This window comes from Bradyrhizobium sp. SSBR45G (genome assembly GCF_030159255.1).
Classification (GTDB): Bacteria; Pseudomonadota; Alphaproteobacteria; order Rhizobiales; family Xanthobacteraceae; genus Bradyrhizobium.
The window spans coordinates 45204-62664 of the sequence record NZ_BSCT01000003.1 but is presented as its reverse complement, the minus strand read 5'-3'; the positions used below and the strand labels follow the sequence as shown (position 1 = coordinate 62664).

Below are 17461 nucleotides of genomic sequence, written 5' to 3'. Positions count from 1 at the left end.
GACGATCCTGATCGACATCTCAATGCGCGTCGTGATGTCGTCTTCATGTCTCTCAGTCCCAGAAGGGGTTGACCCGTGAGGGCTCCCCGTGGCGTTTGGCTTCAGTGGGCCAGCGGATCAGGCCTCATCTGCACCTTGTAGACCTTCGGCGACGCCTCCTTGCCGCCCTCGCCGTGGAAGCTCGCGCGCGTACCGGTCGTGGTCCACAGACCCCGCCCCTTCCAGCCGGTGTCGGGATCGTCGATGCGGCCATCGACATTCTTGGTGAAGAAGCCGAGCGGATAGGGATTGCGCATATTGACGAACTGGCCGTCGACGAGCGCGAGCAAGGACTCGCTGCCATTGGCGCTGGCGATCGGCACGTTCGCACCCAGGCCGAACGTATTGTAGCGATCCACCCAGACGTAGTAGGCGTGGTTGGCGCTTCCCTTCGCGTCCAGGCCGCTGAACTGAGGACCGGGCATCCGCCAGATCTTCCATCCTTCCGGGCACTGCTTGCCTTCCGCAGCCATCGGCCCGTTCAGGGGCCCCTTGCAAAGTCTGCGGTCAAAGCTTGCGAGATGTCCGCTGGACAGCACCGTCCACACCAGGCCGTCGAGCCCGATGTCGATGCCTCGGGGACCGAACGTCCCCTCCGGCGGCTGATAGACTTCGGCAAGCGCCGTGTTGGCGGGGTCGGGCCCGGGCACGACGCGGATCAGATAGCCGGGCTGGTCGATGCGCGAGAAGCCGCGGTCCATCGCCTGTCCCCAGATCGAGTCATCGACCGGGCTTGGCATGATGCCGTAGAACGACGCGGCAATGCGCTTGTCCTTGGTCGGATCCACCGGATCCTTGTGCTCGACATAGGCGTCACGCTTGCCGTTGCCGTTGGTATCGATGATCAACGGCGTCCATCCCTGCGCCTTCACGGCGTCGCCGCTCGCGCGGAACTGCTTCGTATCGAGCCAACCGACGATGCCGCCCCCGAGGCCGGGTCCTCCGGAACTGGTCCACAGCGTCTGATTGGCATCGTCGTCGAAATACAGGTGGTGCGTCGTGAAGCAGGTGTTGATGAGGTCCCACTTTGCAGTGGCCGGGTCGAAGCGCGACAGCTGACGCAGCGACGTCGCCTGCGGGGCGACCTTGGCCGACGGCAGGTCTGAGCCCTGCTTGCAATAGTCCGGATTCGCCGGCGGGCGCATTCGCGCGGTGAACCAGACCTTGCCCTGCTCGTCCATCATCACATTGTGGATGCTGGTGTGGCCGTCCCAGATCGGATCATCGCCCCAATAGGCGGACGTTCCCCGCGGCGCATCCGTGGATGATGGCGTCGCCGGGTCGAGATACGGATGCTTGATCGTTGCGGCGATATTCTTGACGGGATCGAGCGTCGGGACGAGATCCGAGCTCTCCTCCGAGGAGCCGTAGATCAGGCCATTGGCATTGACGCGCGGGTTGCGCTTGTCGGTCGAGATCGCATCGTGCTGATAGCGCGTCGGCGCCGCCCAGTCCCACATCGTGTAAACGACGTTGCGCTCGATGCCCTTGGGACGGTCCGGCTTGTCGAACGGCAATTCTCCTGCGGCAATCCGGTCGGTCCATCTCGAGAACAGGTCATAGACCTTGTCAGGCCCCATGCTGGCGAGAACCGTCGCCATGTATTCCTGAGCCTGGCCGGCCTGGGTGCGCATCGCCCAGGCGGTCTGTGAATCGTGCCCCTCCATGAAGACCTTCGGGATCTCGCGGATGCCACGCGAGCCGAGCGCATGGCAGGACTGACACATGTTCTTGACCGTATCGACCCATTGCGCTTGCGACTTCATCGTCTCCGGCATCTTGTTGCCCTTGGCGCCGGTGCCGGGAAACTCGTCCGGCCTGGGGATGTCGAGCAGCGAATACCAGTACATGCCGGGGTAGTTCTGCGCGTCCTGCTGTGGCGATGCCGCAGCGGTCTTGAAATCCAGCAGCTTGCCCGGACGGGTCTCCTGGCGCTCGGTGTCCCGGACTCCATAGCCCCGCACCCAGACCGTGTAGGTGGCGGCGGGAAGCTCGGGAATGACGAACCGGCCCTGATCGTCGGTCACCACCACCTTGGCATATTTCGTCGGCAGGTCTGTGGTCTCGGCAATCACCCAGACGCCTGCTTCAGGTCCGCTGGCGCCAATCACCTGGCCGCCGATGTCGTTGGCGGAAATCTCCACATCCGCCATCGCCACGCCTGCGTGCAGCAGCGCCGCCGCGCAAAGGTAGCCGGCAAGCATCTGAGTCAGCTTCATGTCGCGTTCCTCCCGCTCATTCCGGCCTCGTCGTTAGACGTCCAGCTCGCACAGCAACCATCGGCCACGCTTCACGACCAGCCTTGCCGCAAGATGTAGAGCAGCCGAACCGGCGCACATGCAGTCGCGTTCCGACGAGCGTCCTTTACTCGATGGCGACAGCCGATCACGCCGCAAGCAGCGGACGCAGTCGAGCGATATCGTCGATCGTTTCGAGATGTCCGATCGTGTCGATCAGCTTCTCCGTCTTCTCAATCCCGAGGACAGGCATCATCAGATCCCTGGTCTTGGCGCTGACGGCCTCCGTGCTCAGCGGATTCTCCTTGGTGCCCGGTGGATGCCTGGTGAAATGATCGACCTTGCGGCCGTCGACCAGGGTCACCTCGACGATCGCGCCGCGCGGCGCGGCCGGGTCCATCAGGCCCTTGTCGCCTGCGAGCGTCACCTTCGCCCGCTGCTCCAGGAGCGTCGGGTCGCGCATCAGCGCGACATCATGGCTGTCGGCAAATGAGACGGCCCCCTTGACCAGCGCGAGCGCGACGAGATGCTGACAATTCACGTCGGGCATGGCGCTGTCGCCGACGATTCCCATCGCGTCGGTCGGAAGCTTGACCAGGATGCTGCGGACATTGTCCGGAGTGAGCCCGTGCTGTCGGCGCAGCGTCAGCAGCGCATCCAACGGCGACTGGATCGGATAGCCGACCGAAAACGTCTTGATGGCGGTCTCCGTGACGTAGAAGCGGCTGCCGAGATCCTTGACCATCTCCTCCGGCTTCGGATCGCTCGACAGCGCGATGAACAGGTTGTGGGTGCCATCGAGCACGTCATCGACGCCGGTGAGCCCTGCCATCACCATGTCGACCGCCATGACGCCGTTACGCGCGCCCATGCCGGCGAAATCGAAGGCCTTCTCAATGTGATCCTTGTCCTTCACCCAGCTCCAGAGCCCTGAAACCTGTTGCGCCGAATAGGAGATGGCGTGACGCATGGCCCGCTCGTCCAGCCGCGCCAGCGAGGCCGCAGCGCCAAGCGCGCCGAATGTCGACGACGTACCCTCGGCGCTGCGATGCGAGCCGCGCACCAGGTCCGGCCCGAGCGCCATCAGAAGCCGGCAGGTCAGGTCGTAGCCGAGCGCTACGGCGCGGATCACGTCGCGCCCGCTGCGATGCTCCCGTTCAGCCAAGGCGAGCGCGGCAGGAATCACTGCGCATCCCGGATGAGCCTTGGTCACTGGTTCGAAATCGTCGGTCTCGTCGGCGTGGGCGCACATGGCGTTGGCCATCGCCGCATTGACGGCTGTCGTCCGGACGTCGGAGCCGACGACGGACGCCTGCGGCTCGCCGCCGAGGCTGCGCACGTATTTCAGGGCCATTTCGCCCGGATGCATCCGAGCACCGGACACCATGGCGCCGAGCGTGTCGAGAATGCGGTGCTTGCATGCGAGCACCACCTGCTCTGGTAGCTCCTGGTCGCGCGCCGCAACCATGTAGCGGGCCAGGCGTTCGGTCACGCCCGGGCTTGCGGCCCGGACGTGATGGATTGGCATGGCCGCGACGGCGGCCAACGCACCCGCCGATTGCAGAAGACGGCGGCGCGACAGGGCCCTCCTCGCCATCTGTCAGGCCGACGCCGACATCTTCGCGATGTCGGCAGCATTCGACAGGCTCTCGACGTTCCAGCAGGCATCCATGATCCGCCGGATCGAGGCCGCCGGAACGATGCCGTCGGCGAGATCGGAGAACTTCGCCTCGAGCTGCCTGTCGGTCATCGGCACTTCCACGCTGCCGACGGCGTGCTCGATGCGGCGGCTCAGCGTCCGCCCATCCTTCAGCACGATCGTCATCTCGACCTGCTCCGGCTTGATCTCGGGCGTGATGACCGGGATGACCTTGCCACGCAGCGACAGCACCGTCGGATCCGTCACCGCGCGATCGCTGAACTGCTTCTCGCCGCCCGCGCCTTCGACGATCGCCACCGCCACTGCATGATAGATGCTGAACTTGCCTTCCAGACCCTGTCGAGGGGTCTTCTTGCCGGTGAGTTCGAGCACCAGAGGATTGACCTTCAGATCGATATGATCGATCTGATCAGCCACGAGCTTGTGCTCATTGCGCAACTGGATGGCGGCGTCGATCGCCGGATGGAGCACGATGCCGCAGGCAAAGGGCTTATAAGTGTTCAGCGCAGCCTCGTACCTCTTGCCGAGGTCGCCGACGATCTCGCTGTAGTCCTGCTTGGTGCTGATGGTGTTGGCCCAGCCGCGCTTGGCCTCAATCATGCCGTCGGACGAGGTGAAATTCTTCGAGGCCAGGATCGCGGCGAAGATGCCGTTCGAGGCCGCGCGGCCAGGGTTGAAGCTCTTGTTCATCGAACCGAAAGACTCGCGCAGGCCGACCGGCTGAGACGCGGCGAGGCCCAGCGCCCATGTCATCTGCTGCTCGTTCAGCTTGAGCAGCTTTCCCACGGCCGCGACCGAGCCGAACACGCCTGCGGTGCCGGTGATGTGCCAACCGACATCGTAGTGGTTCGGATAGACGGCGTTGCCGATCCTGCATTCGGCTTCAACTCCGAGCACCAGGGCATTGAGAAACTCCTTGCCGGAAACCGGCTGCATTTCCAATACAGCAAGGATAGCCGATGCCACCGGACCGGCCGGATGGATGATCGTCTTCAGATGCGTGTCGTCGAAATCGAAAATATGGCTCGACACGCCGTTGATGAAGGCTGCATTCATGATGTCGAAGCGCTCGCGCCGCCCGAACAGCGACGCCTGCTGCGGACCCGAGAACGGCCCCAGGGCAGCCACTGCGATGTCGACGGTTTCGTGCCGCGATCCGCCGATGGCGACACCGACCCAGTTCAGCAGCGTGCGCGCGCCCTCCTTGCGCACATTGGCTGGCAGGTCGTCATAGGATGCGCTGACGAGATAGCGCGCCAGCGTCCGCGTCACATCCTTGGGCGGTGCAGCTTTCACCGCCACGGCATCGGTGCCCTCGGCCGCCTGCGCGACGGCCATGTTGGCGGCGACGGATGTCAACGGAATCGTCGCTACCGCCTGCAGCAAGGTCCTGCGATCAGTGACGCGCATAGGATATCTCCCGGGTCTTCAACTTTGCCAATTGAGCTGCGAGCCGGACGGCGCTTTCGAGCGCGCCCGTCTTGGCGATGCCCTTGCCGACGATGTCAAACGCTGTCCCGTGCGATGGCGTCGTAAACACCGTTTCGAGGCCTGCGGTGATCGTCACGCCGCGGTTGAAGCCGCGCAACTTGGTCGCGATCTGTCCCTGGTCGTGATACATCGCGACGACGCTATCGAATTCACCGTCAAAGGCACGAAGGTAGATCGTGTCTGCCGGAAAGGGGCCGCTGCAGGCGATGCCCGTCTTCGCCGCGGCTTCGACCGTCGGCCGGATCATGTCGATCTCCTCACGGCCGAACAACCCGCCCTCACCCGCATGCGGGTTCAGCGCAGCGACCGCAATGCGCGGCGTCGCGATGCCGGATGCCCGCATCATGCGGTCGACCAGAACAATGGAATCGGTGATCGTCTCCGGATTGATGCAGCTCAGCGCCTCGCGCAGCGACTGATGGCCCGTCACGCGCGACATCCATTGCCCGTCGAGAACGTTCATTTCGGAGAAATAGCCCTGATGCCCGAGCAGGCTCGCAAACATCTTGTGCTCATCGGGAAACTTCCAGCCGCCGTCGAACATGGCCCGCTTGTTGAGCGGAGCGAAGGTGATCGCATCCACCTCCCCCGCCTTGGCGAAATCGATGGCACGCGACAGCGTTTCCCCGGTCAGCCGGCCGGATTCGGCGCTGGACTTGCCGGGCGGAAGTCGCGAAGGATCGGTATTCCCGAGATCGACCAGTTGCACGGCACCGCGGCGCCACGATGCCGCGGCAGGCGACGAGATCCGCTCAATGTCGAGATGCACGCCGGCCTGCGCCATGCCCATCTCGAGGACCCGCGCGTCGCCGATGACGACGAAACGGGCAACGGCAGCGAGGTGACCGTCGGCCAGGATTCGCGCGATCTGTTCGGGTCCAATGCCCGTGCAGTCGCCCGGCGTGAGCGCCACCACTGGCAGATCTGTGTTGATATCCATCATCTCACTTTGCAATTTCGAGTTGGGACATTTTCGCCGACCAGGTTCCGCGGTCGAACTCTCCGTCCCACTTCGCGACGACAATGGCGGCGACGGCGTTACCGACGGTGTTGGTGATCGCCCGGGCGAGCGACATGAACCGATCAATGCCGAGCAGCAGCGCAAGCCCTTCGGCAGGCAGGCCGGCCGCGAGCACGGTTGCGGCCAGCGCGGCGAAAGCGCCGCCTGTCACACCCGCGGCTCCCTTGCTGGTGAACAACATGATCGCGAAGATGCCGAGCTGCTGGGTCGACGTCAGCTCGATTCCATAGACCTGAGCGACGAACATCGTGCTCAACGGCAGGGTCAGAGCCACACCGTCCAGGTTGAACGAATAGCCGGACGGAATGACCAATCCCGCCACGGCACGGCCGACACCTGCCGCCGGCAACTTCTCCATCATCCCGGGAATGGCCGTCTCCGATGACGAGGTGCCGAGAACGACCAGCAGCTCCGTGCGCAGCATCCGCAGCAGATCGAGCAGGCGGATTCCGACCATGCGGCAGATCGCACCCAGCACCACGAAAATGAAGAACGCCATCATGGCCCAGGCGGTGCCGACGAGCAGCGCAAGCGCGTAGAGGGTTGCGACACCGAACTTGGCGACCGTGAACGCCATGGCGCCGAAAGCACCGATCGGCGCGAGCGTCACGACGACGTGGACGACACTGAACACGAGCTCGGTGATCCGTTCCATGCCCGAACGCAGCGGCTGGCCGCGCTCGCCCAGCAGCAGCAGACCAATGCCGCACAGCAGTGCAAGCACAAGCACCTGCAGCACTTCACCGCGGGCGAAGGCGCCGACAAAGCTGTCCGGGATCATGTGCTGCAGATAGGCAGACAGCGACTCCATGTGGGTCTGCGAATAGCGCGCGACAGCCTCGGCCTGTTGCGGCGTCGCGCGGGCGACGCCGACGCCAGGCTGTACCGAGCGTACGACAAAGAAGCTGAACATCAGACAGAGTGTCGTGACAATTTCGAAATAGACGAACGCCTTGATGCCGATGCGCCCCACCGCCTTCATGTCGCCGACCTGGGCAATGCCGGTCACGACGACCAGAAAGATCAGCGGCGCGATCGTCATCTTGATCAGCGAGATGAAGGCGTCGCCGAGCGGTTTGAAATCAACAGCGACCGCCGGGAACAGAGCGCCCGCGAGGGCGCCAAGGGCGGCGCCGGCGACGACCAGGACATACTGCTCGCGCCACAGCGGCTTGCGGCGCCGTTCCGATAGAGGCCGCGGCAAGGGCTCGGCGAGCGACGGTGTTGCAACCCGCAATTCGTTTCCCCCAAGGCTTTATGGCGCCATGCTGATAGCGCTTTGTTCTGATTTCTCGAGCCGGGTTACAATGGACCACCGCCCTTCCAGGCGCTAATGCCATATCGGAATGAATTGAGGACAAAACGGCATTATGGACTTGGTCTGGCTCGAGGATTTCCTGGCCGTCGCCGAAGAAGGCGGGTTCTCGCGTGCGGCCGAGCGCCGTCACGTGACCCAGCCGGCATTGAGCCGCCGCATCAAGTCGCTCGAGGAATGGCTTGGCGTTCCGCTCTTCGAGCGCAGCACCCATATCGTCAGGCTGACCTCCGCGGGCGAGAGCTTTCGCCCGGTCGCTGAAGACGTGCTGCGCAGGGTGCTGAACGGACGCAAGGAAGCGCTGGAAGCGGCACGGATCAAGGCCGAGACTATCCACTTCGCTGCAACGCACGCGCTGTCGCAAACCTTCTTCCCCGACTGGATCCGTCGGGTCGATCGCGCCCGGACCGACGCGGCCATTCAACTCGTCGCCTCAAACTTTGCCGGCTGCGAAAAACTGCTTCTCGATGCACAGGCGCATTTCCTGCTGGCGCACTATCACCCTTCGCTCGCCAGCCGGCTCGACCCCGATCGCTTTCAGCGCATTGAGCTTGATCGGGACGTGCTGATTCCGATCACCGCCCCCGCGTCGAAGAAGGCCGGGCGAAGTGCGCTCAAGCGCACACCGGCACCGCGCTATTGGCTGCCCGGCACGGACAATGCGCCTCTTCCGTACCTCACCTATCATCCGGGTTCGGGAGTAGGACGGATCGTGACGTCATTCTTGGCTACGAAGGAACCGGTCGCAGCGCTGTCCCCCAGTTTTTCGGCGCCCGTGATGCTGCTCGTCAACATGGCGCGCGAAGGGCGCGGCATCACCTGGGCGCCGCGCAGTCTGGTTGAGCAAGACCTTCAAAGCGGCCGGCTGGTGAGAGCCGGCACGAAGGATTGGGACATCAAGATCAGCATATGCCTGACACGCGCACGGGCCCGGATCACCCAAGCAGCCGAGGCCTTCTGGAGCACCGTCAGAAAGTCCACGGCGACCTCCTCCGATTGAGGTTCATGCACGTCAGCGAATAGATGCGTCAGTTCGCGCACCGCGCCTCGAGAGCGTCGATGAAAGAGCGATCCCATCGGCCCTCACGCATGGCCTGCATCGTGGCCTCTTCCCGGTCGCGCTGCGCGCCGGCCTTCTCGATCAGCGAGGCCGCCATGTCCGGCGCGAAGGCGAGCAGGCCGTCCTGATCGCCGACCACGAGATCGCCGGGCTGAACCACCATCCCGCCGACCGTGACCGGCACGTTGATCGCGCCCGGGCCATCCTTGTAGGGACCGCGATGATTGACCCCGCGCGCATAGACCGGAAACGTCCGCTCGCGGATTTCCGCCACGTCGCGAATGGCGCCATCGATCACCATTCCCGACAGGCCGATCGTTGCGCCATAGAACGACAGGATGCCGCCGATCACGGCGTTGGTGACGTCGCCGCCGGCATCGATCACCATGACATCGCCGGGACGGCAGAACTCGAATGCGCGCAGGATCGCGAGATTGTCCCCTCCCCGCGTGAGGACGGTGACGGCCGTGCCCACCAGCGGCGCCGGCCGGTGATAGGGCTGCAGTCCGACGGTACCGCGGTTGCGCTGCATATTGTCGCTGAGCAGCGCGACAGGAATGTCGCGAAGCGTCGCGATGATCTCAGCGGAGACCTGAGGTGCTGAAGGATTCTTTCTGATACCGGAGGCCTGCATGTCTTTGTCCTTCTGCATGAGATCAGCACAGCGCTGCGACGGCCCGCGCGATGCGCTCGACGCCGTCGGTCAGGGTTGCGATGTCGGTGGCGATCGAGAGCCTGAAATAGGGCGAGAGCCCGTAGGCCGTGCCGGCGACCAAGGCGACGCCGGCGCTGTCGAGAAAATACAGCACCACGTCGCCGTCGGTGGAGAGCTGTTTGCCGTCGGGCGTCGTCTTGCCGATCAGACCGCCACAGTTGACATAGAGATAGAAGGCACCGTCCGGCGCCTTGCAGCTCAGGCCGGGGATCGCGTTGATCAGCGGCAACGTCGCATCGCGGCGCTGCCGGTAGATCGCAACGCTCTCCGCGACGAAGCTCTGGTCGCCGTCGAGCGCAGCCGCCGCCGCGGCCTGGCTGATCGAGCAGCAGTTTCCGGCCGATTGCGACAGAAAGGTATTGATCGCCTGCACGAGATCCTTTGGACCGGCGATCCAGCCGAGCCGCCAGCCGGTCATGGCGTAGGTCTTGGACACACCATTGATGGCCAGCGTGCGGTCACGCAGTTCGGGGGCGACCGCCAGGAGGTGCGGCGTGGATGCACCGTCGTAGCGAATATGCTCATAGATGTCGTCCGTCATGACCATGACGTGGGGATGGTTTGCAAGCACGCCGGCGATCGCCCGATATTCTTCGGCCGTGTAGCTCGCCCCCGTCGGATTGCTCGGCGAGTTGATAACGAGCCAGCGCGTCCTGCGCGTGATCGCAGCCTCCAGCTGAGCCGCGGTCAGCTTGAAGCCTTGAGCCTCGTCGCAGGGCACGAACACCGGGACGCCATCGCAGGCCAAGGCCATGTCCGGATAGGACACCCAATAGGGCGCCGGGATGATCACCTCGTCGCCGGGCTCGAGAGTTGCGCCGAACGCGCTGTAGATGGCGCTCTTCGCCCCGTTCGTTGCGATGATCTCGTCCAGCGCATAGACGAGCCCGTTTTCGCGCTGCAGCTTCGCTGCGATCGCGCGCCGGAGATCCACCGTGCCGGCCATCAGCGTGTATCGCGTTGCCCCGCGTTCCATCGCATCCGCCGCCGCCCGGCGGATGTGCGCGGGCGTGTCGAAATCCGGTTCGCCGACGACCAGGCTGACGATCTGCCGGCCTTCCCGGCGCAATTCGTTGGCACGATCGGCGGCCGCTGTACTGGGGGACGGCTTGATGCGCCTGATCCGCCCTGCGATACGGGATGAGCTCACGATGTCCCTCGATGGTCGATTGCGGCGGGACGCTAGCCTCCGCTGCGCGGCAAGGCCAAGACGAGTTCGGTCTTACTCGATACAAATCTCTTATGGCTGGCGGGCGATTTGCGGGTATGTTTCTTGCTCGGACGCAGCCGAGCGGATCGTAGAAACGTCGACCGGGTGGTCGGGAGTCATCGGGTGAATCTCAGGCGCCTGCAGTATTTCGTGAAGATCGTCGATATCGGCAGCCTGACCCAAGCCGCCGACATCCTGCACGTTGCGCAGCCTGCGCTCAGCCAGCAATTGGCGACGCTCGAGGGCGAGGTGAAACAGCAGCTGCTGCTGCGGACCAAACGCGGCGTGACTCCGACCGAAGCCGGCAAGGTGCTTTACCGCCATGCCCAGCTCATCCTGCGCCAGTGCGAGCAGGCGAAGGTCGACATGAATGCCGCGGGCGGCGGTCTTTCGGGCGCCGTCTCGGTCGGCCTCGCGCCGGGGACCGCCGCGGCGGGCCTGGCGCTTCCCTTGCTGCGGACGGTGCGCGCGCGCCATCCGGGCGTGCTGCTCTACCTCAACGAAACCTATGGCAGCACGCTGTCCGAACTCGTGATGAACGGACGGATGGATCTGGCCGTGCTCTATGGCGGGCAAACCGCCGTGCACGGGCTGACGTTCATTCCGCTGATCAAGGAGCAGCTGTTCCTGATCGGGTCGCGACAGCTGATGGCGCCGCCCGAGCAGATACCGTTGCACATGATCGGCGAGCTCGAGCTCTTCCTCCCGCGCCCCTACAATGTCGTGCGCCGCATGGTCAACGACGCCTTTGCCGGGGCCGGAATGACGCCCAGGGTCGCCGCCGAGATCGAATCGGCCGGAACGCTGGCCGCCGTCATCGCCGATGGACTTGGCGCCACGATCCTTCCGGAATCGATGGCCCGCGAGATCGCCGCCTCATGCAACGCGTGGCAGTCGCGGATCATCGATCCTGTCATCGAAGCGCCGCTTGCGCTCTGCCAATCCGACCATTTGCCGCTCTCGGAACCTGCGCAGGCGATCAAGGATATCCTTCTCGAGCTCGTCGCGGCGCTTCCCGGCAGCGCGGTCGCCTCTCCGTAGGCGGACGGGGCTGGCGGGCCTGCTCGGCGGGCATCGGCAGCCTCATAAGAGCGCCTTATCGGGACAAAGCGATAATGTCTTTGTGCCGACAGCAGCGCATCGCTAGCTTTTTCGTCGTGGCTTGCGGGTCCGCACGAGGTGCTCAAACTCGGAATACGCCCTTGGAATTGAAGCAGATCAAGGCCTTCATCGACGCCATGGCGTCCTCCGATCTGTCTGAGCTCGAAGCAAGCAAGGACGGCTGGACGCTGAAGCTCGTGCGCCGCGCCGGCAGCACGCCAACGCCGCGTAGTTCGGCTGAGGGCTCGCCATCCTCCGAGCTTCGAGAGACCGAAGAGAGCGCCGCTGCATCCTCCGGCGAATCCGGCACCGAGGTGCGCGCGCCGCTCTACGGCCTCGTCTATCTCGGCCCATCTCCCGAGGCACCGCCGTTCGTCGTGGCCGGGCAGGCCGTCAAGGCCGGCGACATCCTGTGCATCATCGAAGCCATGAAGGTGTTCAACAACGTCTGCGCCGCGCGCGACGGCATCGTCGAGCGCATACTGGTCGAGTCCGGAATCGAGGTCGAAGCCGGACAATTGCTCATGCGCATCGCGTGACGGCATCATGTTCGACTCCGTCCTCATAGCCAATCGCGGCGAGATCGCACTGCGCATTCAGCGCGCCTGCCGCGGCCTGGGCCTCAAGACCATCGTCGTCCATTCCGAAGCCGATCGCGATGCGTCCTACGTGCGCCATGCGGACCAGGCGATCTGCATCGGGCCTGCGCCGGCCAGCGACAGCTATCTCAATCAAGCCGCGCTCATCATGGCCGCCGAGGTCACCGGCGCAGAGGCGATCCATCCCGGCTACGGCTTCCTGTCGGAGAACGCTGATTTCGCCGCGCGTGTCGCGCAGGCCGGTCTCGTCTTCATTGGCCCGAGCGCCGCATGCATCCGCGTGATGGGCGACAAGGTCGCGGCCAAGCGCGCGATGCGCGCGGCCGGGGTCCCTTGCGTGCCCGGTCCGGATGCGGCCTTGCCTGATGATCCCAGCCAGATCCACTATCTCGCGCGCCAGATCGGCTATCCCGTGATCGTCAAGGCTGCGGGCGGCGGCGGCGGGCGCGGCATGCGGGTCGTCGAGCAGGAGTCCGCCCTGCTCGGCGCGCTCGCGGTGACCCGCGAGGAAGCGCGCCGCTCATTCGGCAATGCCGAGGTCTATATCGAGAAATTCCTCGGCCATCCCCGCCATGTCGAGATCCAGGTTCTCGCCGACGGCTTCGGCCATGCGCTGTGGCTCGGCAGCCGTGACTGCTCGCTGCAGCGCCGCCACCAGAAGGTGCTGGAGGAAGCGCCCGCGCCGGGCATCCCGGACCGGCTGCTGGCGGAGGTCGGAGCGCGGTGCGTCGACGCCTGCAGGCAGATCGGCTATCTCGGGCTCGGCACCTTCGAATTCCTGGTCGAGGACGACGCGTTCTATTTCATCGAGATGAATACAAGACTGCAGGTCGAGCATCCCGTCACCGAGATGACGACCGGCATCGACATTGTCCAGCAGCAGATCCGCGTCGCGCGCGGCGAGCGGCTCACAGTGTCGCAGGCCGATATCGGTTGCCGCGGCCATGCCTTCGAGTGCCGCATCAACGCTGAAGACACCGAACGCTTCATGCCGTCACCGGGCGTCATCACGCGCTGGGAGCTGCCCGGCGGCTACGGCGTGCGTGTCGACAGTCACGCCAGCTCCGGCTATCGCGTGTCGCCCTATTACGACTCGATGATCGCCAAGCTGATCGTGCACGGCGATACGCGTGACGACGCCCTGGCCCGCCTGCGCATCGCACTCGACGAAATGCAGGTCGAAGGCATCGCCACCAATCTTCCGCTGCACCGCCGTCTGGTCCGCGACGCCGCTTTTGCCGCCGGATGCGTCGACATCCACCATCTGGAGCAGCGTCTGCAGGAAGGGTCGGGCGCGTGATCTCAGACCAGCCTCGCATCAGTCTGCTGGGGACCAGCGCGCTGCTCTTCGAGGCGCCGGGCGCGACCGAGCTCGCCACGCAACAACGCATCTGGGCGCTGGCCAGAGAAGCGGAGGCCTGGCCGGAGATTCGGGAGGCCGTGCCTGGCATGAACAATCTCATGCTCAGCTTCTCGTCCCCACCCCGACGGTGCGAGCCGATCGAGACGCGGCTGCGCGAGGCCTGGCAGGCGGCGATGCCGCTGCCGGTCGACGGCCGGCTGATCGAGCTGCCCGTCGTGTATGGCGGCGACGGCGGTCCGCATATGGCCGACGTCATCGCTCACACCGGCCTCGACATCGATCAGATCGTCGAGATCCACAGCGCGCCGACCTATGTGGTCTACGCGTTGGGAAGCCACCCCGGCTATTGTTACCTCGGCGGCATGGATCAGCGGATCGCGACACCGCGACGCAAGACGCCGGTCGTCAGCATTCCCGGTGGAGCGGTCTCGATCGGCGGAGCGCAAACCGGCGTGTCGGCGTCGGATGGCCCGAGCGGCTGGAATACGATCGGCACCACGGCGATGCAGTTCTTCGATCCGGCGCGCGACCCGCCGGCGCTGCTTCGCCCGGGCGACGCGCTTCGCTTCCGGATCGCCGAGGTGATCCGATGATCGAGATCGTGACGACCGGCGCGCTCGCCACCGTCCAGGATCGCGGCCGGGACGGCGCGCTCAAATGGGGCGTCGGCTCCTCGGGAGCGCTGGACGATCTCGCGCTGGCCGCGGGCAATATCCTGCTCGGCAACGACGAGGACGCCGCCGGCATCGAGATCCAGATCTTTCCGTTTCAGGCGCGCTTCACGGCAGACTGCGTCTTTGCGATCACCGGCGCCGATTGCGCCGCCACGCTCGATGACCTGCCGCTGCCGCCCTGGTGGCGGCAAACGGCGAAAGCCGGTCAGATTCTGAACCTCGGCCTCCCGCGCCAGGGCGCATGGTCCGCCAGCCGCGCCTATCTCTGCCTCGGTGGTGGGGTCGACGTGCCGCAGGTGCTGGGATCGCGCAGCACCCAAATGCGCGGCGCGTTCGGCGGCCTGGACGGCCGTGCGTTGCGCAGCGGCGACAGGCTGCGGGCGGGCCCGGCGAACAATGCGACGAAGCACGTGAGTTTCGGCCTCAGCCCGCCGGCTCTGGATCTGCCGCTGATGGCGGGCGATCTGCCGGCCGTCAGGGTGCTGCCGGCCGCCGAATATGACCAGTACACCGAGGCCGCGCATCACGCTTTGTGGAACGACGTCTGGCGAGTCACGCCGCAAAGCAACCGCTATGGCTATCGGCTGGAGGGAACGCCGCTGCTTCCCGTCACGCCAATCGAGACCCGCTCCCACGGAATCGTACCCGGGGTGATTCAGGTGCCGCCAAACGGACAGCCGATCGTGCAGATGCGGGATGCGCAGCCCTCGGGCGGCTACCCGAAGATCGGCGTCGTGATCGCGGCGGACCTCTGGCGGCTGGGTCAGGCGCCGATCGGCAGCCGCATCCGTTTCATCCGGACATCCTGGGACGACGCGATTGCCGCCGGAGAGCAGACCGCGCGCTGGCTTGCGGAGGCGCGCCGCCTGGTCGATCTCCACTGCGGCTGGACACGGAGCCACTGAGATGACCTTCGACCAGCTCCACGACATCACAGCCTGGATGGCCGACGCCGGCATCGACGAACTCGAATTGAGCGGCCCATCGTTCTGGCTCCGCCTCGGTCGCGGTCAAACGCAAGCACGCGACGGTCAAGCGTCCGCGCAGCCCCCTGGCGCCTCAAAGCCTCCCTGTCAGGTCGTCACCGCACCTACGGTAGGAGTGTTCCTGCACCGCCATCCTCTACACGCGGCCATGCTGGCGCCGGAGGGCGCGCGGGTCAAAGCCGGACAGGCCCTTGGATTGCTGCGGATCGGCTCCCTCCTGGTGCCGGTGACCGCACCGAGCGACGGAATCGCCGGGGCCATGCTGATCGCCCACGAGACGGTCGTCGGCTACGGAACGGCTCTCGTCGCACTTCATCCCCTCGAACGCTAGGTCAGACGGACGATGGACATCGATCTCAACGCCGACCTCGCCGAAGGCCTTGGCCCGTGGCGCATGGGCGACGACGAAGCGCTGCTCGACCTGCTGTCGTCGGCGAATTTGGCCTGCGGCTTTCACGCCGGCGATCCCCTGATCATGCTGCGCACGGTCAAGCTGGCCATGGCCCGCGGCGTCGATATCGGCGCCCATGTCGGCTTTCCCGACCGTCAGGGCTTTGGGCGGCGCGTCATGCACATCGACCCCGCCGAGCTCGCCGCGATGGTGATCTATCAGCTCGGCGCGCTCGACGGCATCACGCGTTCGGCTGGCGGACGGATGACGCATATGAGCTTCCACGGCGCCCTGGGAAACATGGTTGCAGCCGACAATGCGCTGGCCGCGGTGCTCGTCAGGGCGGTCGCGGACTTCAATCCTCGGCTGGCGATCGTCTCGTCCAGCAGCCGCGCCATCGAATCCGCCGCGGCCGATTGCGGCTTGAAGGTCGCGACGACGTTCCTGGCCGATCGCGCCTATGATGATGACGGCCTGCTGGTTCCGCGCCGGCTGCCAGGCTCCGTGATCCACAACCAGAAGGCTGTGATCGCGCGCGTTCTGCGCATGCTCGACCGCGGCGAGGTTGTGACCTACGGCGGCAACGCTCTCAAAATGCGGCCGCAGAGCATTCTGCTGCATGGCGACACGCCCGGCGCGCTCGAGCTTGCAAGAGCCGTTCGACAGGACATCGAGCGGAGCGGTGGGCGCATCGTCCCGGTATCCCGTCTGCTCGGCCAGGCCGCCGAGCTGCCTCAAGGCATAAGGGCATCTTATCCCGCCACAGACATTCCATCTTAGCGCACGGCTCAGCCGCTCGTTAACCTGCTGTCACAATCTGGACGCTCGCGATGCCTTTTTCCGATTACAAGACGGTTCTGGTCACGGGCGCCTCGTCAGGCATCGGCGCCGCCGTCGTCGAGCGCCTGCGGCGCGAGAACCTCGAGGTTCACGCGCTGGCGCGCAGCGCGAAACAGCTCGCAGACTTGTCGGAGCGCACCGGCTGCATTGCGCACGCGCTCGACGTGACCGACCTCGCCAGCATCACCCGTCTCACGCAGGAGGTGGCGTTCGACATCCTGGTCAACAATGCCGGCGTCGACCGGCCCAATCCGTTCCTGAAAGCCGAGGCCGCGGATATCGATCTCCTGATCGACGTCAATCTGCGCGCGGTGCTGCATCTGTGCCGGCTCGTGGTGCCGGGAATGGTCGCGCGCGATCGCGGACACGTCGTCAATATCAGCTCGATCGCCGGCGCCTATAATTTCGGCGGCAACTCCACCTATCACGCGACCAAGGCCGCCATCAGCATGCTGTCGCGCCAGTTGCGCATCGATGCCTTCGGCAAGCGCGTCCGCGTGACCGAGATCTGCCCGGGCCGCATCGCGACCGATATCTTCGCGCATGTCCATGGCGACACGCCGGAGGTTCGCGAGCGCTTCATCGACGGCTACGAGCTGCCGCAGGCGTCCGACGTCGCCGACGCGATCGCTTTCGCCATCGCAGCGCCCGTGGCCGTCAATATCGGCCACATGGAAATCACTCCGACCCTCCAGGTCCCTGGCGGGCTCTCCACCGCGAAACCGGCGACGCCGGCCAGCAAATCCTCCTGAGCCGGCC

General features: G+C 65.2%; 16 protein-coding genes. 9 read left to right on the top strand and 7 right to left on the bottom strand.

Annotated features, from left to right (window positions below; all coding sequences use genetic code 11):
- Positions 1-101: 101 nt before the first annotated feature.
- The 5 genes from QQL87_RS05080 to QQL87_RS05060 all read right to left on the bottom strand — a co-directional run bounded on the left by QQL87_RS05080 (position 102) and on the right by QQL87_RS05060 (position 7685).
- Positions 102-2258: a carboxypeptidase-like regulatory domain-containing protein gene (locus QQL87_RS05080; protein WP_284416797.1), complete on the bottom strand. Its 2157-nt coding sequence runs from the start codon at positions 2256-2258 to the stop codon at positions 102-104.
- 166 nt (positions 2259-2424) lie between these two features.
- Positions 2425-3873, bottom strand: a complete 1449-nt coding sequence (locus QQL87_RS05075) for an MmgE/PrpD family protein (RefSeq protein ID WP_284416798.1) — start codon at positions 3871-3873, stop codon at positions 2425-2427.
- A gap of 3 nt (positions 3874-3876) precedes the next feature.
- On the bottom strand, positions 3877-5346 hold the full coding sequence (locus QQL87_RS05070) for an MmgE/PrpD family protein (protein WP_284416799.1): 1470 nt from the start codon (positions 5344-5346) through the stop codon (positions 3877-3879).
- Entirely contained in the window at positions 5333-6367 is a 1035-nt protein-coding gene (locus tag QQL87_RS05065) for a PdxA family dehydrogenase (protein WP_284416800.1), read from the bottom strand. The genes QQL87_RS05070 and QQL87_RS05065 overlap by 14 nt, the downstream gene beginning before the upstream one ends.
- Positions 6368-6371: 4 nt before the next feature.
- Positions 6372-7685: a cation:dicarboxylate symporter family transporter gene (locus QQL87_RS05060; RefSeq protein ID WP_284416801.1), complete on the bottom strand. Its 1314-nt coding sequence runs from the start codon at positions 7683-7685 to the stop codon at positions 6372-6374.
- A 133-nt stretch (positions 7686-7818) separates the two neighbouring features.
- On the opposite strand from QQL87_RS05060, the gene QQL87_RS05055 reads away from it, so the two are divergent.
- Entirely contained in the window at positions 7819-8763 is a 945-nt protein-coding gene (locus tag QQL87_RS05055) for a LysR family transcriptional regulator (RefSeq protein WP_284416802.1), read from the top strand.
- A gap of 28 nt (positions 8764-8791) precedes the next feature.
- On the opposite strand, the gene QQL87_RS05050 is transcribed toward QQL87_RS05055, so the two are convergent.
- A complete protein-coding gene (locus tag QQL87_RS05050) occupies positions 8792-9475 on the bottom strand; it encodes an RraA family protein (RefSeq protein WP_284416803.1) in 684 nt (227 codons plus the stop codon).
- 4 nt (positions 9476-9479) lie between these two features.
- Entirely contained in the window at positions 9480-10688 is a 1209-nt protein-coding gene (locus tag QQL87_RS05045) for an aspartate transaminase (RefSeq protein ID WP_284416804.1), read from the bottom strand.
- Positions 10689-10871: 183 nt separating this feature from the next.
- Here QQL87_RS05045 and nac point away from each other — a divergent pair, with 183 nt between their 5' ends.
- From nac to QQL87_RS05005, 8 genes are all read left to right on the top strand, one after another.
- Entirely contained in the window at positions 10872-11789 is a 918-nt protein-coding gene (nac, locus tag QQL87_RS05040) for a nitrogen assimilation transcriptional regulator NAC (protein WP_284416805.1), read from the top strand.
- A gap of 161 nt (positions 11790-11950) precedes the next feature.
- Complete coding sequence (locus QQL87_RS05035; protein ID WP_284416806.1) at positions 11951-12388, top strand: acetyl-CoA carboxylase biotin carboxyl carrier protein; 438 nt, start codon at positions 11951-11953, stop codon at positions 12386-12388.
- A gap of 7 nt (positions 12389-12395) precedes the next feature.
- A complete protein-coding gene (gene accC, locus QQL87_RS05030; RefSeq protein ID WP_284416807.1) occupies positions 12396-13748 on the top strand; it encodes an acetyl-CoA carboxylase biotin carboxylase subunit in 1353 nt (450 codons plus the stop codon).
- Positions 13745-14404 (top strand): 5-oxoprolinase subunit PxpB, encoded by a 660-nt coding sequence (gene pxpB, locus QQL87_RS05025; protein WP_284416808.1) that lies wholly within the window; start codon positions 13745-13747, stop codon positions 14402-14404. Before accC ends, pxpB begins: the two co-directional genes overlap by 4 nt.
- Entirely contained in the window at positions 14401-15390 is a 990-nt protein-coding gene (locus QQL87_RS05020) for a 5-oxoprolinase subunit C family protein (RefSeq protein ID WP_284416809.1), read from the top strand. The genes pxpB and QQL87_RS05020 overlap by 4 nt, the downstream gene beginning before the upstream one ends.
- Position 15391: 1 nt before the next feature.
- Positions 15392-15802: an acetyl-CoA carboxylase biotin carboxyl carrier protein gene (locus QQL87_RS05015; RefSeq protein WP_284416810.1), complete on the top strand. Its 411-nt coding sequence runs from the start codon at positions 15392-15394 to the stop codon at positions 15800-15802.
- 12 nt (positions 15803-15814) lie between these two features.
- Positions 15815-16642: a LamB/YcsF family protein gene (locus tag QQL87_RS05010; RefSeq protein ID WP_284416811.1), complete on the top strand. Its 828-nt coding sequence runs from the start codon at positions 15815-15817 to the stop codon at positions 16640-16642.
- A 50-nt stretch (positions 16643-16692) separates the two neighbouring features.
- Positions 16693-17454 (top strand): SDR family oxidoreductase, encoded by a 762-nt coding sequence (locus QQL87_RS05005; protein WP_284416812.1) that lies wholly within the window; start codon positions 16693-16695, stop codon positions 17452-17454.
- Positions 17455-17461: the final 7 nt, after the last annotated feature.

Excerpts from the sequence above, each read along its gene's own strand:
- accC (WP_284416807.1), top strand. The coding sequence starts at position 12,396 with ATGTTCGACTCCGTCCTCATAGCCAATCGCGGCGAGATCGCACTGCGC.
- QQL87_RS05065 (WP_284416800.1), bottom strand. The coding sequence starts at position 6,367 with ATGGATATCAACACAGATCTGCCAGTGGTGGCGCTCACGCCGGGCGAC.
- QQL87_RS05015 (WP_284416810.1), top strand. The coding sequence starts at position 15,392 with ATGACCTTCGACCAGCTCCACGACATCACAGCCTGGATGGCCGACGCC.
- QQL87_RS05020 (WP_284416809.1), top strand. The coding sequence starts at position 14,401 with ATGATCGAGATCGTGACGACCGGCGCGCTCGCCACCGTCCAGGATCGC.
- QQL87_RS05070 (WP_284416799.1), bottom strand. The coding sequence starts at position 5,346 with ATGCGCGTCACTGATCGCAGGACCTTGCTGCAGGCGGTAGCGACGATT.
- QQL87_RS05050 (WP_284416803.1), bottom strand. The coding sequence starts at position 9,475 with ATGCAGAAGGACAAAGACATGCAGGCCTCCGGTATCAGAAAGAATCCT.
- QQL87_RS05010 (WP_284416811.1), top strand. The coding sequence starts at position 15,815 with ATGGACATCGATCTCAACGCCGACCTCGCCGAAGGCCTTGGCCCGTGG.
- QQL87_RS05055 (WP_284416802.1), top strand. The coding sequence starts at position 7,819 with ATGGACTTGGTCTGGCTCGAGGATTTCCTGGCCGTCGCCGAAGAAGGC.
- QQL87_RS05075 (WP_284416798.1), bottom strand. The coding sequence starts at position 3,873 with ATGGCGAGGAGGGCCCTGTCGCGCCGCCGTCTTCTGCAATCGGCGGGT.
- QQL87_RS05005 (WP_284416812.1), top strand. The coding sequence starts at position 16,693 with ATGCCTTTTTCCGATTACAAGACGGTTCTGGTCACGGGCGCCTCGTCA.
- QQL87_RS05080 (WP_284416797.1), bottom strand. The coding sequence starts at position 2,258 with ATGAAGCTGACTCAGATGCTTGCCGGCTACCTTTGCGCGGCGGCGCTG.